This window comes from Mesorhizobium sp. LNJC405B00, assembly GCF_000502615.1.
Lineage (GTDB): Bacteria > Pseudomonadota > Alphaproteobacteria > Rhizobiales > Rhizobiaceae > Mesorhizobium.
Genome location: NZ_AYWC01000004.1, coordinates 70,974 through 97,262 on the forward strand (window position 1 = coordinate 70,974; position 26,289 = coordinate 97,262).

Here is a 26,289-nt window from a genome sequence, read left to right on the forward strand (position 1 = left end):
ATCACTCCGCCGGCAGGGCGCGCTGCGACAGGGCAAAGCCCATCTGCTTGCGCTTTTCCGGTCGCTTGCGGGTCAGCGCCAGCACCATGCCCATCGAGATGGCAATGGCGATCTGCGAGGAGCCGCCATAGGAGATGAAAGGCAGCGTCATGCCCTTGGCCGGCATCAGCTGCAGGTTGACGCACATGTTGATGACCGACTGCAGGCCGAACACGGTGACGAGACCGCCGACGGCGTAGCGGGTGAAATCATCATGTTCCTTCAGCGCCGTGCTGAGGCCGCGCAGCACGATGAAGGCGAAGATCGACATGATGAAGAAGCACATGATCAGCCCGAACTCTTCGCCGGCGACCGAAAAGACGAAATCGGCATGCGCGTCGGGGATGACGCGCTTGACCGTGCCCTCGCCCGGGCCGACGCCGAACCAGTGGCCGTTGATCAGCGCCTCGCGGCCCATGTCGACCTGGAACGTGTCGCCTTCGCCGGTCAGGAATTTGTCGATGCGGGCGGCAACGTGCGGGAACACAGTGTAGGCGGCAAACAGGCCGCCGGCGCCGGTGGCGCCAAGCGCGATGATCCATAGCCAGGGCAGGCCGGCCATGAAGAACATGACGCCCCAGGTGCCGGTCACCAGCATGGTCTGGCCGAGATCGGGCTGCGCCACCAGAAGCGAGATGACCAGGATCAGTAGCAGCATGGCAAACAAATTGCCCGGAATGTCGGGCTGGCGCTTGTGTTCGGCGAACAGCCAGGCGCAGACGATGACGAAAGCGGGTTTCAGGAATTCCGACGGCTGGATCGACATGCCGACAAACGACACCCAGCGCCGCGCGCCTTTCACCTCGACGCCGATATAGAGCACGGCCACCATCAGCACCAGCATGATGCCCAGGATGATCAGCGCCATGCGCCGGATCTGCCGCGATTCCAGGAAGGACACCGCCAGCATCACGCCGAGCGCCGGCACGGTGAAGATGATCTGCCTGGTGGCAAAGTGGAAACTGTCGAGGCCGATGCGCTCGGCCACCGCCGGGCTTGCCGCAAAGGACAAGACAATGCCAAGCCCCATCAGCGACAGGAACGCCGCCAGGAACCAGCGATCGATCGTCCACCACCAGGTTGCAACCGGGCTTTTGTCGAGACGGCTTTGCATTATCGTGCCCCTCCGATGGGTTTGACACCCTCGATAGCATTCGCAGCTTGCCTGAAGGCTTCGCCGCGAACTTCGAAATTCTTGAACTGGTCGAAACTGGCGCAGGCCGGAGACAGCAGCACCACGACCTCGCCGTTGTCATCCTTGGCCGCGTCTTTCGCGGCATGGTCGACCGCGGCGGCCAGCGTGCCCGAGATTTCATAAGGCACGGCTTCACCAAGCGTCGCCGAGAACGCGGGCGCCGCCTCGCCGATCAGATAGGCCTTGGCGATGCGCGGGAAGAAACCGCGCAGCGGCTCGATCCCGCCTTCCTTGGGCAGTCCGCCGGCGATCCAGTAGATGCGCGGGAAGCTCGACAGCGCGGGTGCCGCCGCATCGGCATTGGTCGCCTTGGAATCGTTGACGAACAGCACATGATCCTTGCGGCCGACCTGCTCCATGCGATGCGCCAACCCGGGAAAGCTTTCCAGTCCCGCCTGGATCTCGCCGAGGCTCAAGCCGACCCTGAGGCAGGCGGCGACGGCGGCAAGCGCGTTCTGCGCATTGTGCTGGCCGCGCAACGAACCGATGCCTTCGAGGAAGGCGACGCGGCTGTAACGGCCATGCACGGCTTCCATCAGATCGGAGCCATCGGCGAAATAACCGTCGGTCAGCGGCAGCCGCTTGGAGATGCGGATCACCTGTCGGCCCGCCCTCTCCAGCCGGTCGGCGATCTGCGCGCACCAGCTATCGTCGACGCCGACAATGGCTGTCTCGCTGCCGGCGACCAGCCGCTCCTTGATCGAAGCGTAGTGCTGCATGGTGCCGTGGCGGTCGAGATGGTCGGGCGTCAGGTTGAGCAGGATGCCGGCCGTCGGGTTGATCGAGGGCGCGAGATCGATCTGGTAGGACGAACACTCGACGACATAGTCCCGGTCAGCCCGCGGTGGATCAAGCGTCATGATGGCGCGGCCGATATTGCCGCCCATCTGTGTGCCGCGCCCTGCCGATTTGAGGATATGCGCGGTCAGCGCCGTGGTCGTCGACTTGCCGTTGGTGCCGGTGATGGCGATGAACGGCGCATCAGGCGCGCGCGCAATCCGCTCGCGGCAGAACAATTCGATATCGCCGATCACTTCGACGCCGGAGCCACGCGCCAACTCCACCGTCCAGTGCGGCTTGGGATGCGTCAGCGGTACGCCGGGTGAGAGCACGAAGGCCGAGAATTTCGACCAGTCGGCGCCGCGCAGATCGGCGGTCGCAATGCCTTGGTCAGCAGCCTTGGCGACGCTATCGGGATTGTCGTCCCAGGCGAGCACGTCGGCGCCGCCCTCGATCAGCGCGCGCGCCGTGGCGATCCCCGAGCCACCCAGCCCGAAGAGCGAAACGCGTTTGCCCGAAAAGGATGCGGCGGGGATCAAGCGGGTTCCTATCTCAGCTTGAGGGTCGACAGGCCGACCAGCGCCAGGATGACGGCGATGATCCAGAAGCGGATCACCACCTGGCTTTCGGTCCAGCCGAGCTTTTCGAAATGATGATGGATAGGCGCCATCAGGAAGACGCGCTTGCCGGTCATCTTGAAGTAGCCGACCTGGATGATGACCGACAGGATTTCCACGACGAACAATCCGCCGACGATGACCAGCACGATTTCGTGCTTGGTGGCGACCGCGACCGTACCGATCAGGCCACCCATGGCCAGCGAACCGGTGTCGCCCATGAAGATCGCTGCCGGTGGCGCGTTGAACCAGAGGAAGCCGAGGCCGGCGCCGATGACGGCGCCAAGCACGACAGCCAGCTCGCCGGTGCCGGGCACGAAATGAATCTGCAGATATTCGGCGAACACCGCATTGCCGGAGAGGTAGGCAATAACGCCGAAGGATGCCGCCGCGATCATGATCGGCACGATCGCCAGCCCGTCGAGGCCATCGGTCAAATTCACCGCATTGCCGGCGCCGACAATGACGAAGCAGGAGAACGGCACGAAGAACCAGCCGAGATTGATGATGAATTCCTTGGCGAAGGGGAAGGTCAGCGACGACGAGAACGGCGCCTGGCCATTATGCATGATCGCCCAGGCGGCGATGCCGGCGATGACGAATTCCAACGCCAGCCGCGCCTTGCCGGAAAAGCCGAGATGCGACTGCTTGGTTACCTTGAGATAGTCGTCGTAAAAGCCGATCGAACCGAAGCCCAGCGTCACCAAGAGCACCACCCAGACATAGATCGAGGAGAGGTTCGCCCATAGAAGCGACGAGCCGACGATGCCGCACAGGATCATCAGCCCGCCCATCGTCGGCGTGCCGGCCTTCTTGAAATGCGTCTGCGGGCCATCGGCGCGGATCGGCTGGCCCTTGCCTTGCCGCAGCCTAAGCGAATTGATGATGGTCGGCCCGAAGATGAAGACGATCAGCGCCGAGGTGATCAGCGCACCGCCGGTGCGGAAAGTTATGTAGCGGAAGACATTGAAGACCGAGACCTTGTCCGCAAAATCGACGAGCAATGTAAACATACGATTCCGTTCCCCGGACTAGTTCTGTTTCGTGCCTGCGGCTTCCGCCGGATATTTGCCGAGCAAGGCCTCGACCAGCTTTGAAAAGCCGATGCCTTTCGACGATTTGATCATCACCACGTCGCCGGCCTTCAGCGTCGACAACAGCAGCGGCTTCAATTCCTCGGCGCCGGCGCGGTATTCCGTTTTGATCTCGTCGGGCAGGATGTCTGCCAGCGCCTGCATTTCCGGACCGCCGAGAAAGACCGTGTTTGTGCCGGTGCCGACGATCAACTCGGCAAGGGCTGCATGGAGCTTGGCCGAATGGTCGCCGAGCTCGAGCATGTCGCCGAGCACGGCGATGCGCCGGCCCTCGCCCGTGACAGGCGTCGCGTTGAGCAGCGCCATGGCAGCAGCCATCGAGGCCGGATTGGCGTTGTAGCTCTCGTCGATCAGTGTGATCGGTCCCTTGGGGTGGCGAAGCATATGGCGCTTCCCACGGCCACGCTCGGCCGACAGATCGGCCAGTGCCAAGGCCACCTTGCCGATGTCGGCTTCAACCAAATGCGCGGCGCCGAGCACCGCCAGGACGTTCTGTACCATGTGGCGGCCGGGCGCGCCGATGCGCGCCGTCACATCCTGCCCGCCGATCCTGGCGGTGATGTCGGAATGATCGGCATGCAGCTCGCATTTGGTCAGCTTGTAGGTCGACCGTGCATTCTCGCCGAAGCCAAAGACATGTTCGACGCCGGCGGCTCGCGCCATCTTGTCGAGCAGCTTCCATCGCGCATCGTCGCGGTTGAGCAAGGCCGCACCGCCGGGCTCGATGCCTTCAAAAATCTCGGCCTTGGCCTTGGCGATCTCTTCGAGGTTTTTGAAGAAGCCGAGATGGGCGGCGGCGATCAGCGTGACGATGGCGACCTGCGGGCGGACCATCTTGACCAGTGGCCGGATTTCGCCGGGATGGTTCATGCCGATCTCGAACACGGCGTAATCGCAATCGTCGGGCATGCGCGCCAGTGTCAGCGGCACGCCCCAATGGTTGTTGAACGACTGCGCCGACGCGTGCACCTTGCCAACGGCCGACAGCACATGACGCAGCGCCTCCTTGGTGGTGGTCTTGCCGGCCGATCCGGTCACCGCGATGATTTTTGCGCTGGAACGGGCGCGGGCGGCAACACCGAGTTTCTCCAGTGCTGCCAGCACATCCTGCACGACGATCATCGGCGCCGTCAGCCGCCCGAGCGACGGCAATTTGACTTCGGCGACGACCAGAACGCCGGCGCCGGCCTTGATCGCCGCGGTCGCGAAGTCATGGCCGTCCATCGCCTCGCCCTTGATGGCGAAGAAGGCGTCGCCCGGCTGCAGGCTGCGGCTGTCGATCGAGATCCCCGAAATTCCCTCCGGCATCGGCCCGAGCGGCCGACCGCCCATGGCGTCGACCAGCGCCTCGGAAGTCCAGAGCACGCTCATGCGGCCCGCTCCCGCAGCGCCGAGCGGACTTCCTCGTGGTCGGAGAAGGGAAACGTCTCGGCGCCGATGGTCTGGCCCTCTTCATGGCCCTTGCCTGCAACGATCAGCGTATCGCCCGCTTTGAGCATGGCGACCGCTTCGTGGATCGCCTTGCGGCGGTCGCCGATTTCAATCGCGCGGGGCGCGGCTGCCAGGATCGCGGCACGGATCGTTTCCGGCACTTCCAAGCGCGGATTGTCGTCGGTGACGATGACGACATCGGCCAGCCGCGTGGCGATTTCGCCCATGATCGGCCGCTTGCCCCGGTCGCGGTCGCCGCCGCAGCCGAACACGACGATGACGCGACCGGTGGTGAACGGGCGCACGGCGGCCAGCACATTTTCCAGCGCATCCGGCTTGTGGGCATAGTCGACATAGACGGGCGCGCCATTGGCGGTGGCGCCGACAAGGTCGAGCCGTCCCGGTGCCCCCTGAAGTTTCTCCAATGCCATCAAAGCTTTGGCGACCGGCGTTCCAGTGGAAATGGCCAGCCCGGCCGAAACCAGGGCATTGGCGATCTGGAAGTCACCTGCGAGCGGCAGGTCGATCTCGTAGAGCACGCCGTCGGCTTCGACCTCGGCGCGCTGGCGGTGGCGCTCGTGCTCGACCCGCTTCAGGCGCAGGAAATCGCCATGGCGGCCGACCGTCAGCACCTTGAGCCCGGCGGCCTGCGCAGCCTGGATGGTCGGCGCCGACCACGGATCGTCGGCAAAGATGACCGCCGGCGCGCCTTTCGGCAGCAGCGTGTCGAACAGGCGCAATTTGGCGCGATGGTATTCCTCGACCGTCGGATGATAGTCCATATGGTCGCGGCCGAGATTGGTGAAACCGCCCGCGGCGAGCTTGACGCCATCAAGGCGGCGCTGGTCGAGACCATGGCTGGAAGCCTCCATCGAGGCGTGGGTGACGCCGGCCTCCGCCAATTCCTTGAGCAACTGGTGCAAAGCCACTGGATCGGGTGTGGTCAACGAACCGTAGTCGTTGCGGCCCGGCGCCACCACGCCGGTGGTGCCAATGGACGCGGCGGCAAAGCCGGCCTGCTCCCAGATCTGCCGGATGAAGGCGGCGACCGAGGTCTTGCCTGCGGTGCCGGTAACCGCGACCATGGTCTCCGGCTGGCTGCCGAAGAAACGTGCCGCGCTCAGCGCCAGCGCCAGGCGTGGGTCGTCGACGCTGAGCACCGGGACGGACAGGCCGGAAACGGCGCTGGCGTTGCCAACGACAACCGCCGCTGCGCCGCGCTTTGCCGCATCGGCGGCATAGGCCGAACCATCCGCCTTGCTGCCGGCGAGCGCGAAAAAGACCACGCCGGTCTTGACCGTGCGGGAATCCGACGAAATCCCGGTTACCTCCACATCGCGGGAAGATGTTCCCTCGACAGGCAGGATACCGGCTAAATCTCTCAGGTGCATCGAACCCCGTTTATCTCAACAAAATGGCGCGCAGTTGCCGGCGCGCCCTAAGAATCACTGATAGGAAACCAGCGTTGCGCCATTTTCATGGCTGAAATCTGGCTTCACGCCAAGCATGGCGGCTGCCCGCCTGATGATGTTTCCGGCCATGACACCCGCATTGTTGGCGGCGACGTCGGTCATCCCGGGCTTTTCCGGGTGCGGAGCGTCAGCGATCGTAAACACCAGATACTGCGGATCGTCCATCGGGAAGGCGGCGACGAAGGTGTTGAAATTCAGTTCCTTCGAGTAGCGGCCATTGATCACCTTCTCGGCGGTTCCGGTCTTGCCGCCAACGCGGTAGCCGGGGGCCCTGGCGTTTCTGGCCGAGCCTTTCTCAGCATTGAGCGTGTAGAGGTAGCGCATGCCCTCCACAGTCTTTTCGCTGACCACTCTCTTGGCCACCGCCATGGCATCCTGCTCGCTGCGGACCAGGAAAGTCGGCGGGATCAAATAGCCCTGCATCAGCGCCGCGCAGCCGACGGCGGCCTGCAGCGGCGTCGTCGACACGCCATGGCCGAAGGCGATGGTGAAGGAGTTGACCTGTTTCCAGACCTTCGGTTCGGTCGGGCGCGCGACCTCAGGCAGTTCGGTCTGCATCCTGTCCAGAAGGCCAAGGCGATGCAGGAATTCGCGGTGCCCCTCGATGCCGACCATTTCGGCCTCACGCGCCGATCCGATGTTGGAGGAGTAAAGGAACACCTCCGGCAATGACAGCACGCGGTTCTTGCCGTGGAAATCGTGAATGGCCTGATGGCCGACCCGGATCGGATGCGAGGCGTCGAAACGGCTGTTCATGTTCGCCTTGCCGGAATCGAGCGCCATGGCCGAGGTAAAGCTCTTGAAGGTCGAGCCCATCTCGTAGAGGCCGGCCGACATGCGGTTCAGCCGATCCTTGTCCTGCGCATTGAAGGGATTGTTCGGATCGAAATCCGGCACCGAGGCCATCGCCACCACTTCGCCGGTCTTGATGTTGAGCACGACGGCGCCGGCGCCCATGGCGCGATAGCGCTCGAGGCCGGCGGCAATCTCGTCGCGCACCACATGCTGGACGCGCAGGTCGATCGACAGCTGAACCGGCTTCAGATCCTTGGCGATCGCCAAGCCTGAGGCCTGCAGGTCGCTCAGGCCCTGCTCGTCAATGTACTTCTCCATGCCGGAGATGCCCTGATTGTCGATGTTGGTGAGGCCGACAATGTAGGACGAGGTCACGCCGGCCGGATAGAAGCGGCGCTTTTCGGTGCGAAAGCCGATTCCGGGAATGCCGAGCTGCATGATGTCGGCCTGCTGCTTGGGCGTCAGCTGCCGCTGCAGCCAGACGAAGCCGGCGCCGCTCTTCAGCTTGTGATAGGTCTGCTCGGGGTCGATATCTGGCAGAATGGTCGACAGCTTTTCGATCGCCTCGTCGGCATCGACGATGCGGCGCGGCTCGGCAAACAGCGATGCCGTCTTGATGTCGGTCGCCAGCACCTCGCCGTTGCGGTCGACGATGTCGGGACGCGACGCCGTCACCCGGCTTTGCGGCCCATTCGACATGTCGGGGGACTGGAAACCGAGATAGACCAGCCGCCCGGCGATGGTCGAATAGATGCCGAAGAACACCGCCATCGTCATCACGATGCGGGTCTTGGCCTTGCCGCCGGTCGCCTTGCGCGCGCCTTCGACCACGATGGAGCCGTCCTCGCCGGTCCGTGCGCGGCGCTTCAGCAATTTGCCGACCGACGGAAGTTTGGCGCGCATTGGAAATCCAGCGATCATTGGACGATGGCTCCGGTGACCACGGGATCCTTGTCGGCTGGTCCTTTGCCGGAATTGTCGGCCATGCCGCCAAGCCGTTGCGACGACAGGTCCTCGATGTTGAGCGGTTTTGCCGGCAGGTCGTCGAGCCCGACGATCTGCCGCGCATTGACCGGCTCGAGTGCGAGCTGCGATTTGTAGATTTCAGCCAGCTTCTGCAGGCGCGACGGCTGGGTCAGCAGGCTCCAGTCGGCCTTGAGCAGGTCGATCGTGTCCTCCTCATAGCGGATCTGCGCCTCGATCTTCTGCACCGAAGCCAGCTGTTCCTCGGCCTCGCGCTTGGCCTTGTAGGTCAGGGCCGCGGCCGAGACCATGACGGCGATCAGGACTATGTCGCTGGTTCGAAACACGTATTCACCTCTCTCGCGGCGCCTGGATGCCGGGAAGCTTTGGAAGGCCGAAAATGGTGAGATCACCGGCGCGCGCCGGCGCCTCGGTGCGGATGGCGGTACGCAGCCTAGCCGAGCGCGCCCGCGGATTGGCAGCGACCTCGGCATCACCTGCCGTCACGCCGCCACCAGCCTTGCGGAAGGTCGCAGTGCGCGCGTGCGCCTCGGGCAAATGACGTGAGCCGGTGGCGACGTCGGCGCGGTCGGCGATGAAGCGCTTGACGATGCGGTCTTCCAGCGAATGGAACGTCACCACCGCAAGCCGCCCGCCGGGCTTCAATACCCGCTCGGACGCCATTAGGGCTTTGGCCAATTCGCCCAGCTCGTCATTGACGAAAATGCGCAGCGCCTGGAAGACGCGGGTGGCCGGATGAATCTTGTCCTTCGGCGCGCGGCCGATATGCGTTTCGATCGCGTCGGCGAGATCGAGCGTGCGCTCGAACGGACGTTTTTCGCGGCGTGACTCGATCATGCGGGCAATGCGGCCGGCATTCCGCTCTTCGCCGAGGAAGCCGAAGATGCGGGCAAGGTCGCCTATCTTGAACGAATTGACGACGTCGGCAGCACTCAAGCCCACCTGCGCCATGCGCATGTCGAGCGGCCCGTCGGTGCGGAACGAAAAGCCGCGCTCGGGCTGGTCGACCTGCATGGAGGAAATGCCGATGTCGAGGACAACGCCGTCGGCGCTTTCGACCTGCTCGTCCAGCGTCGAAAATGGCGCCTGCACCAGCCGTAGCCTGCCGCCGGATTGCTGTTCCAGGCCGCGCCCGGCGGCAATCGCATCGGGATCGCGATCGATCGCCACCACCGAGGCGCCGCTCGCCAGGATCGCCTTGGTGTAGCCGCCGGCGCCAAACGTGCCGTCGACGATCACATCGCCGGCTTTGGGTGAGAGCGCCTCCAGCACTTCGGCGAGGAGGACCGGAATGTGGCGGACCGGTCCGCCAACGGCGCTGAGATCATCGCCGTGATCCGCCATCATTCCGGCCGCTCCCCAGCCTTGGCCTCGTGAGCCTTCGTCCCCTGCCGAAGCTGCAAAAGCCGAGCGCGCGCCTGCGCCCCATAGGCGGCCAGCCGTCCAGGCTCCCAAACTTGAAAGAAATTGCCACGGCCGACAAAGGCCACTTCGCTCGTGATGCCCGTATGCTCGCGGATGAAATCGCTCATCGTGATGCGGCCATCCTGATCGAGCTTCAGGAACGTCCCGTCGCCATGGCAGAAGAACGACATATCGTCCGCCGTCTGCAAAAAAGGGTCTTCCAGCGCGATGCGCTGCTCGTAGCGGTCGAGCAGATCGAGCCCGCCGACATCCATCGCAGGCACGTCCAGGCCGCGCAGCGCGTAGAGCTCCGAATAGCCGCGTTTCTGCACGACAGCGCGGAAATGCGCCGGAACGGAGACCCGCCCCTTCGCATCGATCCTGTTCACCGCGCTTGACAGAAACCGGTCCATGACACGCTGCAGCCGCTTCCGCCGCCGCACCCCTCTCCATGTTTTCGTCCGCGCCGAAGCGCGTCCCCTGCCGAAAATCCGCTTCGATCCGAGCGGCAAAACCCCGCAAACGCACAGCCGCCGCGGCTGCCCGATTGGCGTACGCTTTACCCTGACGCGGAACGAAGGCTTTGGTATCGAAATGGGATATCATGGGGCACTATGGGCGTCAACGGGAACAGGCTTCACAAACGCGCGCGCCACAACCGGTGAGAGCAGCTCTGACAACACTCCCGTCTTTATCTCCCATTAAGCCTAACGAACCGTTTAGAGCGGGCTGGCCCAAGCGGAAGCGGCTTGCCGCGCATCACTGCCGCGAATAGCGTCGTCAGTCTTTTCGCTGAGCAACAAGGTCAGAAATCCATGTCCGAAACAGCCAGGTCCCGCGCGGCCTCCCTTGCCCATCTGCGTCGCGACGGACTTGCCAAAGGCGACCCCATCCCATTGCCGCTGACCATGGCCGCTATTTTCCACAACCCGGGCGACGGCGCCGGCTACAGTCAGTACGGCCGTTACAGCAACGCCACCTGGGATGCAGTCGAGCACATGCTGGCGCATCTCGAAGACGCGCCATGCGTCGGCTTCCCCTCAGGAATGGCGGCAATCTCGGCGGTGTTTTTCGGCCTGTTGAAATCCGGCGACCGCGTGCTTTTGCCTTCTGACGGCTACCATGCCACACGCGCGCTGGCCGAACGTTTCCTCAAGCCCTTCGGCGTCGCCTATGATCTGCGGCCGACAGCTACATTCCTCGACGGCGGCTTCGACGGCTACCGCCTTGTCTACGTTGAAACCCCGTCAAATCCGCGATTGGACATTTGCGACATCACAGCGGTCGCCCAGGCCGCGCACCAAGCGGGCGCGATCGTCGTCGTCGACAACACCACGATGACGCCGTTCGGCCAGCGCCCGCTCGATCTCGGCGCCGACATCGTCGTTGCTGCCGACACCAAGGCGGCCAACGGGCATTCCGACGTGCTGTTCGGCCATGTCGCCAGCCGCAATCCAGACATCATCGCGGACGTCACCGGCTGGCGCGAGACCGCGGGCGGCATTCCCGGCCCGTTCGAGGCTTGGCTGGTGCATCGCGGCCTGGAGACGCTGGAGGTACGCTTCGACCGCATGTGTTCTTCTGCCGAGGTGATCGCGAAGCGCCTGAAAAACCATCGCGCCGTTAGCGGCTTGCGCTACCCCGGGCTGGAGGGCGACCCGTCGCACAACCTCGCCCGGGCGCAGATGGAGCGCTTCGGCTTCCTCATGTCCTTCGAACTCCTCTCCCAGGAAAAGGCCGAGGATTTCATCAACAACTGCACGCTGATGCAGGCGGCAACGTCGTTCGGGGGTGTCCACACCTCCGCCGAGCGGCGGGCCAAGCGAGGAGATTCGGTTCCGCCCGGCTTCGTGCGCCTGTCGGTGGGCTGCGAGCCGGTGGAAGAACTCTGGCAGGCGATCGAGGCATCGCTGGACAAGATCGGCGTCTGAGGCGGCTTGCCCCTTCTCCCCGTCACTGTACGGGGAGAAGGTCCCGGCAGGGGGATGAGGGGCAGCGTCAACCTCTGAAGCGATCTCACTTCTTCGAGTCCCTTGCCTCAGTCACTGCGGCATATTTGGCTCGCAAGCGCTTCATGAACAGAGGTCCGTCTATCCTCCCGCTCTCAAGGTCGTCAGACAACCTGTCCTTACGTGCTTCGGCTTTGATCTCGTCCATCGACGCAAATCGTCCCGTTCCGCTGTAAATCCCCTCCTGAACCAGCCTGCGCAGTTCCTCGACCGTGTAGCCGAGCAGGTCGCGGCGGTCTTTCCATTGCCGCAGCGCATCACGGATGACTTGCTGGCCGAGGCGTATTCGCCGGCGGCCACGACATCGTCGACCGCCGCCGCCAGTTCCGGCGAAAGCGTGATGCTGCGTTTGTCTCGACCCGCCCGGTGCAGTTGATTCAATCGCTCAAGCACCTGAATCGTCAGCTGCGCCCGAAGGCGCAGACTGCTGATCCCAAAGGATTAATCGCGATATGGGGAGAAATTGCCAGCTGGCCTGTAAGCCGGGTTTTGTATGGCCCTCGCCCCTTTCGGGGCGAGAACGTGGCGGCCATTCATCTTGGGCGCATGTTGCCATGCGCCTCACGCAACCTACCCGGACGGTGAGCCGGAAACAGCCCTCGAAGGTTTCCCCTCGCACCGTCCCTATTCGGTCTTGCTCCCGGTGGGGGTTTACCGTGCCGCTCCTGTTGCCAGTCGCGCGGTGGGCTCTTACCCCACCCTTTCACCCTTGCCCCGATAAATCGTGGCGGTTTGCTTTCTGTGGCACTTTCCCTGGGGTCGCCCCCGCCGGCCATTAACCGGCACCGTGTTTCCATGGAGCCCGGACTTTCCTCACCCGCAGCCTTTCGGCTTTGCGGGTGCGGCCGCCCGGCCAGCTGGCAGAGCGTATAAAGGGGTTCACGTTCCAAAACGCAAATGAAAAAGCAGACTTATGCCGGCGATCCCAATGCCGCCAACTGCACCTTGACCTTGCCGCAATAGGCCGCCGACACCGGGTTCATCCTCGTCGCGGCATGGCCGGCATTGTATTTCAGGATCGTGCCGCAGGTGGTGCCGCCGCCGAGATTGCGCGCCATGGCAAGGTACTTCATGCCGTATTTGATGTTGGTGTCGGGATCGAACAGACCCTTGGCGGAGCCGCTATACCCCATCATCCGCGCCGTTGCCGGCTTGATCTGCATCAGGCCGATTTCACCCGCGCTGCCGACGATGTTCGGCCGGTAGTTGCTCTCGATCTTGATGACCGCCTGGGCCAGCGACACCGGCACGCCTTCGGCCGCAGCATAGCGGGCAATGATTGCCGAATACTGGCCGCCAAGCGCGGCTGCCGCAGTCGACTCCGCAGCGGTGCTTGGGCGGATCGATGCGGTCGTCGTCAGGTCGACGCTCTTCCTGTTGCGCTTAAAATGCCTCTTGGCCGTGGCTTTTCTGGCCTTCACCACGGCTGCTTTGCGCACTTTCGCGGTGGTTGCCCTTTTTGCTTTCGGGTTTGCCTTCGTCATGGTGGCCTTGGCGGGTGCGGCGATGAAGCCCTGGTCTGCCCTCTGGCTCACTGGTGCGGCATCGGCCGTGCTGAAGGCAAAAGTCATTACTCCGGCAGCAATAGCTGCCGTTACAACGGTCAATTTCTGCATGTGGTCCTGTTCTGTTTGGCCGCGCGAAGATCTTCACGCAGCAACGCCTAATCAATATCGGAGCATCCGGGGGGCTGGAGGTCCGATAACTTGCACGAACTGCCTTTGAGGGCGGAATTTGTGTCGAACAAGGCGAGGCAATTCACTTTCAGTGACAGGCTGTAACTTGAATATCAGGAAAAGACTATTTAGACGCAACTGACCTAAGGGAAGTCAGCAGGCTTTGCAGCGTGCTAGACGTAGAGCCGTCGGCGACGCCATCCACCAGGCGTGGTCGGAAATGCCGCTGAAAAGCTTCGACGACGATTTCGGTCTGGCGGTCGAAGACACCTGATATCTCAACGCCATAGCCATAGAGCGCCAGCATCGACTGCAGTGCCTCGACCTCGGCGCCGGTATCGCCGGCTTTCAGCACCGCGCCGCGCCGGACCGGCGCCGCAGGCACGAGATGGCCGACCCCGGCCGCAAACAGCGCATTCCAGGGGAATTTCTCGCCCGGGTCGATCTTGCGCCCCGGCGCGATGTCGGAATGGGCAAGCACCCTTTGCGCCGTAATGGAATGGCGTTCGATGATACCAAGGCAAAGCCCGATCACCGCTTCCACCTGCCGCTTGGGAAAGGCCGAATAGCCGAGCGAATGGCCGGGATTGACGATTTCGATGCCGACCGAACAGGAGTTGATGTCGCGACGACCGAACCAGGAACTTGCACCGGCATGCCAGGCGCGGTCGCATTCGCGCACCATCTGGATGATGCGGCCATCCTCATGGACGAGGTAGTGCGACGAGACTTCGCTTGCGGGGTTGCACAACCAGGCTTCCGCGGCAGCACCAGTCGCCATGCCGGTATAGTGCAGCACGATCATGTCGGGCCTGAGCGTTTCGCGCCGCGGGCCGAAATTCGGCGATACCCTGACCTCCGCGCTTGGCTCGTCGGGCGAGAAGCCGGTCATGCGTGCCTGAGGCCCCGCTCGATCATTTCATAGGCCGCGTTGATCGCCGCGACCCTGGTCGTTGCAATCTTGATGAATTCCTGCGGCAGGCCGCGCGCGATCAGCCGGTCCGGATGATTGTCGGAGACCAGCTTGCGGTATCGCTTCCTGACCTCCTCGAACGGCTTGCCGCGCTCAATGCCGAGCACGATATAGGGATCGCCGGCGCCGAGATTGACGTGCCTGGCCATGATGGCCTCGTAGTGCACCTCGTCGATGCGGAAAATCTCGGCAATACGGTGCAGGAAAATCCCTTCGCGCTCATGCACCAGCCCATCCGCCTTGGCGATATGGAACAGACCGTCGAGTATGTCTTCCAGCATGACGCAGTTCGAATGGCCCGAGCCGCACATCTGCGCCATACTCTCGGCATAGGTCTCGAACCCGGCGACGTCGCGCTTGGCCAGATCGTAAAGCCGCGCCACATTGCGGGTCTGTTCTCGCGGCACCTCGAATATTTCCTGGAACGCGCGAACCTCGTCCTGGGTGACGATGCCATCGGCCTTGGCCATCTTGGCTGACAGCGCAATCATCGCCACAGAGAAGGCGACACGCCGGCGCAGATCAGCGTCACCGGAGAAAACCGTGCGCACGGCCTCAACCACATCGGCTACGCCGGACGTGGCTGAAGATGAAACGCGGGTGATGAAGTCGCCGAGGCGATCCCAAATCGACATGAGCGCTTATTAGGGCCGCCGGCTATTGCTATCAAGCCAAGACAGCGCCGCAGAGTGGATCGATTTACGCAAGCAACCGACGCGCCAGATCCCAAACCGTAGGAAAGAGCCGGTTCAAGGCCCTTGAGCCCCGAATCGACCTAAACGCAGGAAGGCCGGCGCGAAGCCGGCCTCCTCTCTCGTCACGTCAAAGTGACCGAGACTGCTGCTACTGCGCGGGGGCAGGAGCAGGTGTTGCCGGAGCCGGTTCTGCAGGCTTCGGTGCATCCGGCGTCGCCGGCTTCATGGGCTCGGCGGCTGGCGGATTGGTGCTCTGGGTGGTGGTGTTATCCGTAGCGCTGTCGCTGCAGGCGGCAACGCCGAACAGGGCCAGGGCGGAAACGGAAGCAAGAATGAGCTTTTTCATGACATCTCTCCTTCAACACACGCTCACGTTGCGGTGAACGGTCGAAGGCAAAATGCATCAAACGGCCATGAGTTTCGTAACGTTGCGTTTCCTGATGTAACATCCGCGCACTATCGATTGCGGGCCGGGCGATGCCGAACTAACAGTCTGGACCCAAATGCAATGCCGGAGTTCTGCGTGGACAAGAAATGGGATTTTTGGATCGACCGCGGCGGCACCTTCACCGACGTGATCGGACGTGATCCGCAAGGGGGGTTGCATCCCAGGAAATTCCTGTCGGAAAATCCCGAAGCCTATCCCGATGCGGCCCTAGCCGGCATCCGCGAGCTTCTGGGGCTGAAATCCGGCACCGCTATTCCTCCGGGCCTGGTCGGTGACGTCAAGATGGGTACCACCGTTGCCACGAATGCGCTGCTGGAGCGCAAGGGCGACCGTGTGCTTTTGCTCATCACCAAGGGCTTTCGCGATGCGCTGAAGATCGCCTATCAGGCGCGGCCAGACATCTTCGCCAAGGAGATCGTCCTTCCGGAACAGCTCTACGAGCGGGTCATCGAGATCGACGAGCGTGTGCGCGCCAATGGCGAGGTCGAGCGCCTGCTCGACATCGCTGCCTGCCGCCCCGCCATCGAACAGGCGAAGGCTGACGGCATCGATGCGGTGGCCATCGTCTTCATGCATGCCTGGAAATATCCCGACCACGAGAAGGCGGTGGCGAAAGTCTGCCGCAAGATCGGGTTCAGCCAAGTCTCGGTCAGCCATGAAGTCTCGCCACTGATCAAACTGGTCGGCCGCGGCGACACCACCGTGGTCGATGCCTATCTGTCGCCGATCCTGTCGCGCTATGTGCAAAGGGTGGCGGGAGAACTGGGCGCGACGCCAATCTCCCCACTTGTGGGGGGTGAGGAGCGGTCGGCCAAAGGCCGAGAAAAAGCCAACGATTTGGCTTTTTCAGCGACGAATGCCCGGAGCCATAGCGAAGGGCAGTCCGCAAAGCGGCCAGAGGGGGTCCGCTCGGAAGGCACCGCCAATGCGCTGAGCCCGGTCGATCCAACCCCACCCGGCGGCTCCGCCGCCACCCTCCCCTCGAGGGGCAGGGAAAACCCTCGCCTGATGTTCATGATGTCGTCGGGCGGGCTCACCGCCGCCGACATGTTTCAGGGCAAGGACGCGCTGCTGTCCGGCCCGGCCGGCGGCGTCGTCGGCATGGTCGAAACGGCGAAACTCGCCGGATTCGAGAAAGTCATCGGTTTCGACATGGGCGGCACCTCGACCGACGTCGCCCATTATGACGGCGAGTATGAGCGCGCCTTCGACACCGAGGTCGCCGGCGTGCGCATCCGTGCGCCGATGATGCGCATCCATACCGTCGCTGCCGGCGGCGGCTCGATCCTGCACTACGAAGCCGGCCGTTTCCGCGCCGGCCCGGATTCCGCCGGCGCCAATCCTGGCCCCGCCGCCTACCGGCGCGGCGGCCCGCTGGCCGTCACCGACGCCAATGTCATGCTGGGCAAGCTGCAGCCCGATTTCTTCCCGGCAATTTTCGGCCCAGGCCAGGACCAGCCGCTCGATGTGGCCGCCGTGCGCAAAAAATTCGCTGCGCTGGCCGTCGAAATCGGCGATGGCCGCACGCCGGAAGCCATCGCCGAAGGCTTCGTCACCATCGCGGTGGAAAACATGGCCAATGCCATCAAGAAGATCTCCGTGCAGCGCGGCTATGACGTCACTGAATATCTCTTGAACTGTTTTGGCGGCGCCGGCGGCCAGCATGCCTGCCTGGTTGCCGACGCGCTCGGCATGGAGGCGGTACTGATCCACCCCTTTTCCGGTCTGCTCTCAGCCTATGGTATCGGCCTGTCGTCGGTTTTCGCGTCGCGCCAGCAGGCGCTCCTGAAGCCGCTTGCCGAAGAATCCAGGACCCAGATCGGCAGCCTCATCGGCACGTTGAAAAAAGCCGTCATCGCCGAATTGGCAGCGCAAGGCATCGCCGAGGACAAGATTGCGGCAAAGCCGGTGCTGCACATCCGCTATGACGGCACCGACACCACGCTGCCGGTGAATTTCGAACAGGACTCGATCTTCCAGGCCAGGCGCGATTTCGAAGTGGCCCACAAGGCGCAGTTCGGGTTCGTCTATGACGACAAGCCGATGATCGTCGAGACCGTTGGCGTGGAAGGCGCCGAGATCGTCGAGACCACGGCCGAAGCCGTTGCGCCCGCCGGACCGGCAATGGTTGAAGCCGGTGCGTCCGGAACGCGGCGCATCTACACCGAGGGCCGCTGGCATGAGGCCGGCATCCATCGCCGCGAAAACCTGCGCCCATCCAATCTGGTCCCAGGCCCCGCTTTGATCATCGAGCCGAACCAGACCATCGTCGTCGAGCCGGGCTGGCAGGCCGAAATCACCAACCTCAATCACGTCGTCATTCGCCGCACCGAACGGAAAGTGCGCACGGCTGCTGTCGGCACCGAAGCCGATCCGGTGATGCTGGAGGTCTTCAACAACCTCTTCATGTCGATCGCCGAGCAGATGGGCGTCACGCTGCAGAACACCGCCTATTCCGTCAACATCAAGGAAAGGCTGGACTTTTCCTGCGCCGTCTTCGACCGTCATGGAGCGCTGGTCGCCAACGCGCCGCACATGCCGGTGCATCTCGGCTCCATGGACCGCTCGGTCGAAACCATCATCCGGCTGAACTCCGGCGACATCCATCCCGGCGACGTCTTTGCGCTGAACGCCCCTTACAATGGCGGCACGCATTTGCCTGATATCACCGTGGTGACGCCGGTGTTTTCCCTCCCCCATGAGGGGAGGGTGGCCGCGCAGCGGCCGGGTGGGGTCCTCTCAGAAGGCACCACAAGAGCGTCGAGCACTGCCGCAACGACCCCCTCCGGCGGCTCCGCCGCCACCTCCCCCTCAAGGGGGGAGGAAGTAATCTTCTACGTAGCCTCACGCGGCCATCATGCCGATATCGGCGGCACTGCCCCCGGCTCGATGACGCCGCTTGCCACCACGGTCGACGAGGAAGGCGTGCTGTTCGACAATTTCCGCGTCGTCGATCGCGGAAAATTCCGCGAGGCGGAGCTGCAAACGCTGCTCACCGACCACCCCTACCCCGCCCGCAACCCGCACCAGAACATCGCCGACCTAAAGGCGCAGATCGCCGCCAATGAAAAGGGCGTGGCGGAACTGCGCAAAATGGTCTCCCATTTCGGCCTCGATGTCGTCGAGGCCTATATGGGCCATGTCCAGGACAATGCCGCCGAAAGCGTGCGCCGCGTGCTGGAAAGGCTGCCTAACAGCTCGCAGTATGAATACCCGACCGACACCGGCCAGGTGATCAAGGTGAAGATCACGGTCGACCGGCAAAAGAGCGAAGCGACCGTCGACTTCACCGGCACCTCGCCTGTCATGAAGAACAATTTCAACGCGCCCGAGCCCGTCGCCCGCGCCGCCGTGCTCTATGCCTTCCGCGTCATGGTCGAGGACATGATCCCGATGAATGCCGGGTGCCTCAGGCCCATCAACATCATCATCCCCGACGGCTCGATGCTGAAGCCGGCCTACCCCGCAGCAGTCGTCGCCGGCAATGTCGAGACCTCGCAGCATGTCACCAACGCGCTGTTCGGAGCCATGGGCGCCATGGCCAATGCGCAAGGCACGATGAACAACCTGACCTTCGGCAACAAGCAGTACCAGTATTACGAGACGATCTGCTCCGGTTCGCCGGCCGGACAGATGAACTCCGGCCGCGGCTTTGCCGGCACATCCGGCGTCCACACCCACATGACCAATTCGCGCCTGACCGACCCGGAGGTGCTGGAATTGCGCTTTCCCGTGCTGCTCGAGGATTTTCACATTCGCGAAGGCTCCGGCGGCAAAGGCAAATGGGATGCCGGTGACGGCACCAGGCGCACCATCCGTTTCCTCGAAAAGATGGAATGCGCCATCCTGTCCTCGCACCGCAACCGCCCGCCGCAAGGCCTCGACGGCGGCGGTGACGGCGAGGTCGGCTCGACCAAGGTCCGCCGCCAGGACGGCAGCGTCGAGACGCTGAAGGCCTGCGACCAGACCGTGCTCGACGCCGGCGACGCCGTCATCCTGACGACGCCGACACCCGGGGGATTTGGCAAGGCCTGAACTCGCGTCAACAGGCTGTCACCCGCCTGTCATGCCCCTGAGTTACCCGCTTGCGGCAAAGCAAATGGGGAATCACTTTGCCATGACGGACGTCTCCTCGGATCTCGTTTTTCGCCGCGGCAAGGAAGTTGGAAAAGCCGTCTACCAGAACCGCCCGCTGTCGAAGGCCGGCATCTCGGAGCGGCTGTTCGCCCTCTTGTTTTCCGGTCTCGTCTATCCGCAGATCTGGGAAGACCCTGAAGTCGACATGGAGGCCATGCAGCTTGGCCAGGGTCACCGCGTCGTCACCATAGCGTCGGGCGGCTGCAACATCCTCGCCTACCTCACCCGCTCGCCTGAACGCGTCGATGCGGTCGACCTCAACGCCGCCCACATCGCCTTGAACCGGATGAAGCTGGAGGCGGTGCGACATCTGCCCTCGCAGGGCGATCTGTTCCGTTTCTTCGGCGCCGCCGGCACCAGCCACAATTCGCAAGCCTATGACCGCTTCATCGCGCCGCATCTCGACCCGGTCAGCCGCCACTATTGGGAGCGTCGCAGCTGGCCCGGCCGCCGGCGCATCACCGTCTTCGACCGCAATTTCTACCAGACCGGCCTGCTCGGCCTATTCATCGCCATGGGCCACCGCATCGCCAAATTCTTCGGCGTCGATCCCGCCGGTATCATGGCGTCGAAGAGCCTCGCCGACCAGCGCCGCTTCTTCAACGAAGAGCTGGCGCCGGTCTTCGACAAGAAGCTGTTGCGCTGGGCTACCTCGCGCAAGGCTTCGCTGTTCGGCCTCGGCATTCCGCCGGCGCAGTACGATTCGCTGATCACCTCGGGCGATGGTTCGATGGCCAGCGTGCTGAAGGCCCGGCTGGAAAAGCTCGCTTGCGATTTTCCACTGAAGAACAACTACTTCGCTTGGCAAGCCTTCGCCCGTCGCTATCCCAATCCGGGTGAGGCCGCCCTGCCCGCCTATCTAGAAGAGGCCAACTACAAGGCGATCCGCAACAATGTCGATCGCGTCGGCATCCACCACGCCAATCTGATCGAATTTCTGGCCGGCAAGGACGCAAGCACCGTCGATCGTTTCGTCCTGCTCGACGCGCAGGACTGGATGACGAACGACCAGCTCAATGCCCTTTGGTCGGAGATCACCCGCACCGCCTCGGTCGGCGCCCGAGTCATCTTCCGTACCGCCGCCGAGCCCAGCCTGCTGCCGGGCCGCGTCTCGATCTCGCTGCTCGACCAGTGGACCTACGAGGACGAGGCCTCGCGCGACTGTTCGGCCCGCGACCGCTCGGCCATCTATGGCGGCTTCCACCTCTATGTGAAGCGCGCGGCATGAGCGCGAGCGAGCTGCCGGCCGACCATGCCGAACTGATGGACGGCGTCTATCGCTGGCAACGCCATATCTACGACCTGACCCGCAAATACTATCTGCTTGGCCGCGACCAGATGATAGTCGGGCTGGATGTGCCGGCGAATGGCAGAGTGCTCGAACTTGGCTGCGGCACCGGCCGCAACATCGCGCTTGCCGCCCGCCACTATCCCGACGCCCGCCTCTACGGCCTCGACATCTCGGCTGAGATGCTGGAGACCGCCGGCAAGGCGATCGGCCGCGACGGCCTGTCCGGCCGCGTCGTGCTGGCGCGCGGCGACGCCACCGATTTCGACGCCAAGACGCTGTTCGGCGTCGAGCGCTTCGACCGCATCTTCGTGTCCTATTCGCTGTCGATGATCCCCGGTTGGGAAAAGACGGTTTCGGCAGCCCTTGCGGCACTCGCGCCCGGCGGCTCGCTGCATGTCGTCGATTTCGGCCAGCAGGAAGGCTTGCCCAACTGGTTCCGGACATTGCTGCGCGGCTGGCTCAAAAAATTCCACGTCGCGCCACGTGAATCTCTGCGTGAAGTCCTGGAATCGGAATCTCGGCGAACCGGCGCAAGCTTCCGTTTCCGCACGCTTTATCGCGGCTATGCCTGGCTGGCGGTGATCGAGTCGCACGACCTCACCTCCCCCTCGATGGGGGAGGTCGCGCCGAAGGCGCGGGTGGGGGTGAAACGCTAGGCACCCCCCCCNCGCTGCGCGCCGACCCTCCCCATCAAGGGGAGGGTAAAGGGAGCTAATGCAGCGTCTTCACCAGTGCGCCGACCATCACTTGCGGCCGGTAGCCAAGCTTGGCCGGCGTCAGCCCGAGCCGCACCACCACCAACTGCTCCGACGGGATGATGGCGACTGTCTGGCCGTCATGGCCCTCCATCCAGTAGGTATCCCCAGGCAGTCCGGCGGCGACGCCGGCGCCGGGATTTTCCTCGTCGCCGGGCGCCTCGATCCACAGTTGCCCCTTGCCGTAGACTTTCGAGGCCGGGGCCGGTTCGCGCATCCAGTCGACGAAACCGGCCGGCAGGATCTGGCTGCCCTTCCACACCCCGCCCTGCAGCAGGAATTGGCCGAACCGCGCCCAGTCGTGGCCGGTGGCATAGAGATAGGATGAACCGACGAAGGTGCCCTCTTCGTCTGTTTCGAGCACGGCACTCTGCATGCCGAGCGGCCCGAACAGCGCGGTTCTTGGCCAGACCAGCGCCTTGGCCTTGTCGCCGATCGCATCCTGCCACAGCCGCGACAGCATAACCGCCGTACCGCTCGAATAGGAAAACACCTTGCCGACGTCGCCGGTCAGCGGCTTGGCCTCGGCGAAGCCCGCCATGTCGGGCTCGAGATAGAGCATGCGCGTCACATCGGCGACGTCGCCATAATCCTCGTTGAACTCGAGCCCGCTCGACATCGCCATCATATCGGCAAGGCTGATGGCGGCGCGCCCGTCCGCCTTCCATGAGCCGAACAGGCCCTGATTGGTCACCGCCATCTTGCCGTCCTTGACCAGCGTGCCGACGAGCGCGGCGTTGACCGTCTTGGTCATCGACCAGCCGAGCAGCGGCGTTTTCGCCGAAAAGCCCTCGCCATAACGCTCGGCAACAATGCGGCCATTTTTGACCACCACCACGGCGCGCATGCCGATGCCGGTCATCGCCGCACCGTCGAGGATCTTGTTGATTTCGGGATTTTGCGAGGCGTCGACTCGATCTCCCCCGGGCCACAGATCGCCCTTGGTGGCCGCCGACGCCTCGGCAGGGATTGACGTGCGCCGTGCCTTGCCGACGTCGCCATCGGGAACCGAGGCGCAACCCAGGCCGGCGCGCGCAACGGCAACGCTCTTGCCGAGGAAGCCAAGCAGCCCGGCCGAGACGGTCCCCCTGTTCTTGTCGACCGACACCTTCATCAGCCTGAGAAGCGGATGGCCGGGCGCCTGCACGTCGATGGCAAGCACCTCATTGGGATCACGGCCGGCGATAAAAACATTCGAGCAGACAATCTTGGCGGAATAGCCGGAACCGACGCGGATCAGTTCGGGCGGCGCGACGTAGAGCCAGGCAAACAGGGCGGCTATGGCCAACACGACCAGGCCGAGCAGCCATTTGATGATCTTCACGGCGATCCGCATCTTTCCGTCCCTGCTTTTCCGGTGCCCGTGGCTTGCGGCCCGATTTATGTCATCGATTTGCCGCCATTGCTTCCGCAAAATCGGTGTTCTTGTCGAGCGCCGTCAACCTGTTATCAACCATGATCGGCGATCACTGGTGCATGTCGCCCAAAAGTGCGCAGCGGTTTTGGAACAACGACATGCACGAAAATAGCGTATCAGGCGATGCTGTGGGGCGATCGCCTGAGGGGCACCTGCAACGACAACCCAACAGCGACCGGCTGATTCCGGCTCGGGAAATGCGATGCGCCGTTTCGCGGCCCTCATCACGTTGACGCTGCTGGCCGCCTGCTCGACCGCCGGCGATCTCGTGCCCTCGATGTCGCCATCCAGCAGCCCGACGGTTGCCGTGCGCGCACCGCGTTTCGAAGACTCCAAGCCGCATGAATGGGATAGCGGCGCGCCTTGGAACTATGCCGTTCACGGCACCGACGTCTCCAAATACCAGACCTCGGTCGACTGGCCGACGGCCAAGGCCAGCGGCATCTCCTTCGCCTTCATCAAGGCGACCGAGGGCGGCGACCGTTTCGACGAGTATTTCAACGAGCATTGGTCGCGCACCAAGGCCAATGGCATTCCGCGCGCGGCCTACCATTTCTTCTATTTCTGCACGCCTGCCGCCACCCAGGCGCGCTGGTTCATCCAGAACGTGCCCGTCGACCGCTCGGCCATGCCGCCGGTGCTCGACATGGAGTGGAACCCGCAATCGCCGACCTGCCGGCTGCGCCCGGATTCGGCGACGGTGCGGGCCGAAATGACCACCTTTCTCGAGATGATCGAGCGGCACTATGGCAAGAAGCCGATCATCTACACCTCGGTCGACTTCTTCGACGATAACGACCTTGCGACGTTCCGCGGCTATCCCTACTGGCTGCGCTCGGTGGCCGGCCACCCCCGCCAGAAGTACGGCAGCCACCCTTTCACCTTCTGGCAATACACCGGAACCGGTATCGTGCCCGGCATGAACGGCAAGTCCGATATCAACGTCTTCAACGGCACTGAGGCAGCCTGGAAAAAGTGGCTGCGGCAGAACACCCGTTGACACCGGCTCTGCCGCCTGCTTTTCGACGTCCCATGCGCACCTACCTGCAGCCACTGGGATATTTACGCCGGAAACAGTCGAAGAGCCGCCTGCGCTCCGGGCTGCTCGCGGCCCTGCTGCTCGGCGCTACGGCGATGCCGGCGGGGGCGCAGGAATGCGGCGGCGACTTCGAAACCTGGAAGCAAGGCGTGGCGGCGGAAGCCAAGGCGGCCGGTGTCGGCGCTGTCGGCCTTGACGCACTGGAAGCCGCCACCATCGACGACAAGGTGCTGGCGCGTGACCGCGCCCAGGGCGTCTTCGCCCAGACCTTCATCCAGTTCTCCAACCGCATGATCTCGGCCTACCGGCTGAAGCAGGGCGCGGCCAACCTGAAGAAATACGCCGAAATCTTTGCGCGCGCCGACCAGCAGTTCGGTGTCCAGGCGCCGATCATCACCGCCTTCTGGGGGCTGGAGACCGATTTCGGCGCCGTACAGGGCGATTTCCACACGCTGAGCGCCTTGGTGACGCTGTCGCATGACTGCCGCCGCCCGCAGCTGTTTCGGCCGCAACTGGTGCCGCTGTTGACGCTGATCGATCGCGGCGTCGTTCCGGCCGACGTCACCGGCGCCTGGGCCGGCGAGATCGGCCAGACGCAGATCCTGCCTTCCGATTATCTCGCGCGCGGAGTCGACGGCGACGGCGACGGCATCGTCGACCTCAGGCGCAGCGTACCCGACGTGATCATGACCACGGCCAACAAGGTGCTGTCGCGCGGCTGGAAACGCGACCAGCCCTGGATCGAGGAAGTGCGCGTGCCCGAGGACATGCCCTGGGAGCAGACCGGCCGCACCAACAAGTTGCCGCTGTCGCAATGGGCCGCCTGGGGCGTCACCAATCCCGATGGCACGCCGCTGATCGACAATGGCCTGAAGGCCGGCCTGGCGCTGCCGATGGGCCGCAAAGGTCCGGCCTTCCTGGCCTACGACAATTTCGACGTCTATCTGGAATGGAACCAGTCCTTCACCTACGCGCTGACCGCCGCCAACTTCGCCAGCCGGCTGGCCGGGGCAAAGCAGTTCGACCCGCGCAATCCCGAAACCGGGCTCAATGGCGACCAGATGAAGGAATTGCAGACCAAGCTCGAAGCCAGGGGCTATGACGTCGGCACCGTCGACGGCATTCTGGGCACCAACACCCGCGAAGCCATCCGCAAGGAACAGATGCGGCTCGGCATGCCGGTCGACGGCTGGCCAACGCCGGAGCTTTTGGGGAAGTTGTGAAGAGAGTGAGTAGGCGTTGGGGTTGGGAGTAGAAGCTCCCCAAGCCGAATTCCCTATTCCCTACTCCTTGCCCGGACGAAGTCGATAAATGCCCGCAAAGCCGGGGGGACGTGCCTCGAACTCGGGTGATACAGGAAGAAGCCTGGAAAGCTGGGCGACCAGGGCTCTAGAAATCTCATCAGCCTGCCCGCATCGATCCACGACTGGACCTGATAGTCGATCATGTAGGCGACGCCTGCTCCACCCAGCGCCGCCTTCAGCATCAGCTCGGTGTCGTTGACAGTCAGGCTGCCCTGAACAGCAATTTCCAAAACCCGCTTGCCGCGAGAAAACTCCCACCGGTAGAGGTTGCCGCCGCCCGGCCATTGGAAGTTGATGCATTGGTGCTGGTGCAGATCCTGGGGATGACGGGGAGTTGCGCGGCCCTCAAGGTAGGCCGGGGCGGCCACCGCCGCCATCTGCAAATCGTCGCTGAGCTTGACCGCCACCATGTCCTTCTGCAGCCGCTCGCCGAGACGGATCCCGGCGTCGAACCGGCCCTCGACGATATCGGTCAGGGTATCGTCGACGATGACGGTCAGCGCGATATCAGGATAGGCGCGTTGGAAGTCGCCAAGGATCGGGCCGATGAACCGCACCGCGGCAACACGCGGCACGTTTATTCGTAGCGAACCCGCCGGCCGATCACGCGCGGTATGAATGTCCGCTACGGCGCCCTCCAGCTCTTCGAACGCAACGGCAAGGCGCGCAAACAGCGTCTCGCCAGCACCAGTGGGTGAAACACTACGCGTCGTGCGATTCAGCAACCTGACGCC

The 26,289-nt window shown here is 63.6% G+C and carries 21 protein-coding genes, 1 other RNA gene and 1 pseudogene; 6 read left to right on the top strand and 17 right to left on the bottom strand.

Features of this window, described 5'->3' with window-relative positions; translation table 11 throughout:
* Position 1: 1 nt before the first annotated feature.
* Genes ftsW through mraZ form a run of 9 tightly spaced genes read right to left on the bottom strand, consistent with a single transcriptional unit; the run spans position 2 to position 10,224 of the window.
* On the bottom strand, positions 2 to 1,153 hold the full coding sequence (gene ftsW / locus X756_RS155825) for a putative lipid II flippase FtsW (protein WP_023668275.1): 1,152 nt from the start codon (positions 1,151 to 1,153) through the stop codon (positions 2 to 4).
* On the bottom strand, positions 1,153 to 2,553 hold the full coding sequence (murD, locus tag X756_RS155820; RefSeq protein WP_023729348.1) for a UDP-N-acetylmuramoyl-L-alanine--D-glutamate ligase: 1,401 nt from the start codon (positions 2,551 to 2,553) through the stop codon (positions 1,153 to 1,155). The genes ftsW and murD overlap by 1 nt, the downstream gene beginning before the upstream one ends.
* 8 nt (positions 2,554 to 2,561) lie before the next feature.
* Positions 2,562 to 3,644 (bottom strand): phospho-N-acetylmuramoyl-pentapeptide-transferase, encoded by a 1,083-nt coding sequence (gene mraY, locus X756_RS155815; protein WP_023668273.1) that lies wholly within the window; start codon positions 3,642 to 3,644, stop codon positions 2,562 to 2,564.
* Positions 3,645 to 3,662: 18 nt separating this feature from the next.
* Positions 3,663 to 5,096: a UDP-N-acetylmuramoylalanyl-D-glutamyl-2,6-diaminopimelate--D-alanyl-D-alanine ligase gene (locus X756_RS155810; protein ID WP_023729349.1), complete on the bottom strand. Its 1,434-nt coding sequence runs from the start codon at positions 5,094 to 5,096 to the stop codon at positions 3,663 to 3,665.
* A complete protein-coding gene (locus tag X756_RS155805) occupies positions 5,093 to 6,547 on the bottom strand; it encodes a UDP-N-acetylmuramoyl-L-alanyl-D-glutamate--2,6-diaminopimelate ligase (RefSeq protein ID WP_023705552.1) in 1,455 nt (484 codons plus the stop codon). The genes X756_RS155810 and X756_RS155805 overlap by 4 nt, the downstream gene beginning before the upstream one ends.
* A gap of 54 nt (positions 6,548 to 6,601) precedes the next feature.
* Positions 6,602 to 8,326: a penicillin-binding protein 2 gene (locus X756_RS155800; protein ID WP_023682141.1), complete on the bottom strand. Its 1,725-nt coding sequence runs from the start codon at positions 8,324 to 8,326 to the stop codon at positions 6,602 to 6,604.
* Between the two features lie 14 nt (positions 8,327 to 8,340).
* Entirely contained in the window at positions 8,341 to 8,733 is a 393-nt protein-coding gene (locus X756_RS155795) for a hypothetical protein (RefSeq protein WP_023682142.1), read from the bottom strand.
* Between the two features lie 4 nt (positions 8,734 to 8,737).
* Positions 8,738 to 9,754, bottom strand: coding sequence for a 16S rRNA (cytosine(1402)-N(4))-methyltransferase RsmH (gene rsmH / locus X756_RS155790; RefSeq protein ID WP_023729350.1), 1,017 nt, complete (start codon positions 9,752 to 9,754; stop codon positions 8,738 to 8,740).
* Positions 9,751 to 10,224, bottom strand: a complete 474-nt coding sequence (gene mraZ, locus X756_RS155785; RefSeq protein ID WP_023682144.1) for a division/cell wall cluster transcriptional repressor MraZ — start codon at positions 10,222 to 10,224, stop codon at positions 9,751 to 9,753. Before mraZ ends, rsmH begins: the two co-directional genes overlap by 4 nt.
* A 402-nt stretch (positions 10,225 to 10,626) precedes the next feature.
* On the opposite strand from mraZ, the gene X756_RS155780 reads away from it, so the two are divergent.
* Entirely contained in the window at positions 10,627 to 11,742 is a 1,116-nt protein-coding gene (locus tag X756_RS155780) for a cystathionine gamma-lyase (RefSeq protein ID WP_023729351.1), read from the top strand.
* An 85-nt stretch (positions 11,743 to 11,827) separates the two neighbouring features.
* On the opposite strand, the pseudogene X756_RS1000000169765 reads toward X756_RS155780, so the two are convergent.
* The 6 genes and pseudogenes from X756_RS1000000169765 to X756_RS1000000167270 all read right to left on the bottom strand — a co-directional run bounded on the left by X756_RS1000000169765 (position 11,828) and on the right by X756_RS1000000167270 (position 15,510).
* Positions 11,828 to 12,192, bottom strand: a pseudogene (locus X756_RS1000000169765) (type II toxin-antitoxin system ParD family antitoxin).
* Between the two features lie 90 nt (positions 12,193 to 12,282).
* Positions 12,283 to 12,681, bottom strand: an RNA gene (rnpB, locus tag X756_RS1000000166640) — RNase P RNA component class A.
* 50 nt (positions 12,682 to 12,731) lie between these two features.
* Positions 12,732 to 13,436 (bottom strand): transglycosylase SLT domain-containing protein, encoded by a 705-nt coding sequence (locus tag X756_RS155775; protein WP_023729353.1) that lies wholly within the window; start codon positions 13,434 to 13,436, stop codon positions 12,732 to 12,734.
* Positions 13,437 to 13,620: 184 nt separating this feature from the next.
* Entirely contained in the window at positions 13,621 to 14,388 is a 768-nt protein-coding gene (locus X756_RS155770; RefSeq protein ID WP_023729354.1) for an N-acetylmuramoyl-L-alanine amidase, read from the bottom strand.
* Positions 14,385 to 15,104: a DnaJ family molecular chaperone gene (locus X756_RS155765; protein WP_023668261.1), complete on the bottom strand. Its 720-nt coding sequence runs from the start codon at positions 15,102 to 15,104 to the stop codon at positions 14,385 to 14,387. The genes X756_RS155770 and X756_RS155765 overlap by 4 nt, the downstream gene beginning before the upstream one ends.
* A 208-nt stretch (positions 15,105 to 15,312) precedes the next feature.
* Positions 15,313 to 15,510: a hypothetical protein gene (locus tag X756_RS1000000167270; protein WP_023729355.1), complete on the bottom strand. Its 198-nt coding sequence runs from the start codon at positions 15,508 to 15,510 to the stop codon at positions 15,313 to 15,315.
* A 177-nt stretch (positions 15,511 to 15,687) separates the two neighbouring features.
* Here X756_RS1000000167270 and X756_RS19680 point away from each other — a divergent pair, with 177 nt between their 5' ends.
* Genes X756_RS19680 through X756_RS155755 form a run of 3 tightly spaced genes read left to right on the top strand, consistent with a single transcriptional unit; the run spans position 15,688 to position 21,696 of the window.
* The gene (locus X756_RS19680) at positions 15,688 to 19,647 is read left to right on the top strand and encodes a hydantoinase B/oxoprolinase family protein (protein WP_023729356.1); all 3,960 of its coding nucleotides are present in this window, start codon (positions 15,688 to 15,690) and stop codon (positions 19,645 to 19,647) included.
* Between the two features lie 31 nt (positions 19,648 to 19,678).
* Positions 19,679 to 20,977: a DUF3419 family protein gene (locus X756_RS155760; RefSeq protein WP_031201832.1), complete on the top strand. Its 1,299-nt coding sequence runs from the start codon at positions 19,679 to 19,681 to the stop codon at positions 20,975 to 20,977.
* The gene (locus tag X756_RS155755) at positions 20,974 to 21,696 is read left to right on the top strand and encodes a class I SAM-dependent methyltransferase (RefSeq protein ID WP_023729357.1); all 723 of its coding nucleotides are present in this window, start codon (positions 20,974 to 20,976) and stop codon (positions 21,694 to 21,696) included. Before X756_RS155760 ends, X756_RS155755 begins: the two co-directional genes overlap by 4 nt.
* A gap of 55 nt (positions 21,697 to 21,751) precedes the next feature.
* Here X756_RS155755 and X756_RS155750 read toward each other — a convergent pair whose 3' ends face one another.
* Entirely contained in the window at positions 21,752 to 23,131 is a 1,380-nt protein-coding gene (locus X756_RS155750; RefSeq protein WP_023729358.1) for a serine hydrolase, read from the bottom strand.
* A 358-nt stretch (positions 23,132 to 23,489) separates the two neighbouring features.
* Here X756_RS155750 and X756_RS155745 point away from each other — a divergent pair, with 358 nt between their 5' ends.
* Complete coding sequence (locus X756_RS155745; protein ID WP_245260015.1) at positions 23,490 to 24,212, top strand: glycoside hydrolase family 25 protein; 723 nt, start codon at positions 23,490 to 23,492, stop codon at positions 24,210 to 24,212.
* 32 nt (positions 24,213 to 24,244) lie between these two features.
* A complete protein-coding gene (locus X756_RS155740) occupies positions 24,245 to 25,474 on the top strand; it encodes a lytic murein transglycosylase (protein ID WP_023729359.1) in 1,230 nt (409 codons plus the stop codon).
* 53 nt (positions 25,475 to 25,527) lie between these two features.
* Here the strand turns inward: X756_RS155740 and X756_RS19650 are convergent, their stop codons facing one another.
* Positions 25,528 to 26,280 carry a LysR substrate-binding domain-containing protein gene (locus tag X756_RS19650; RefSeq protein WP_023729360.1) on the bottom strand — a complete coding sequence of 251 codons (753 nt, stop codon included), beginning with the start codon at positions 26,278 to 26,280 and terminating at the stop codon, positions 25,528 to 25,530.
* Positions 26,281 to 26,289 lie beyond the last annotated feature (9 nt).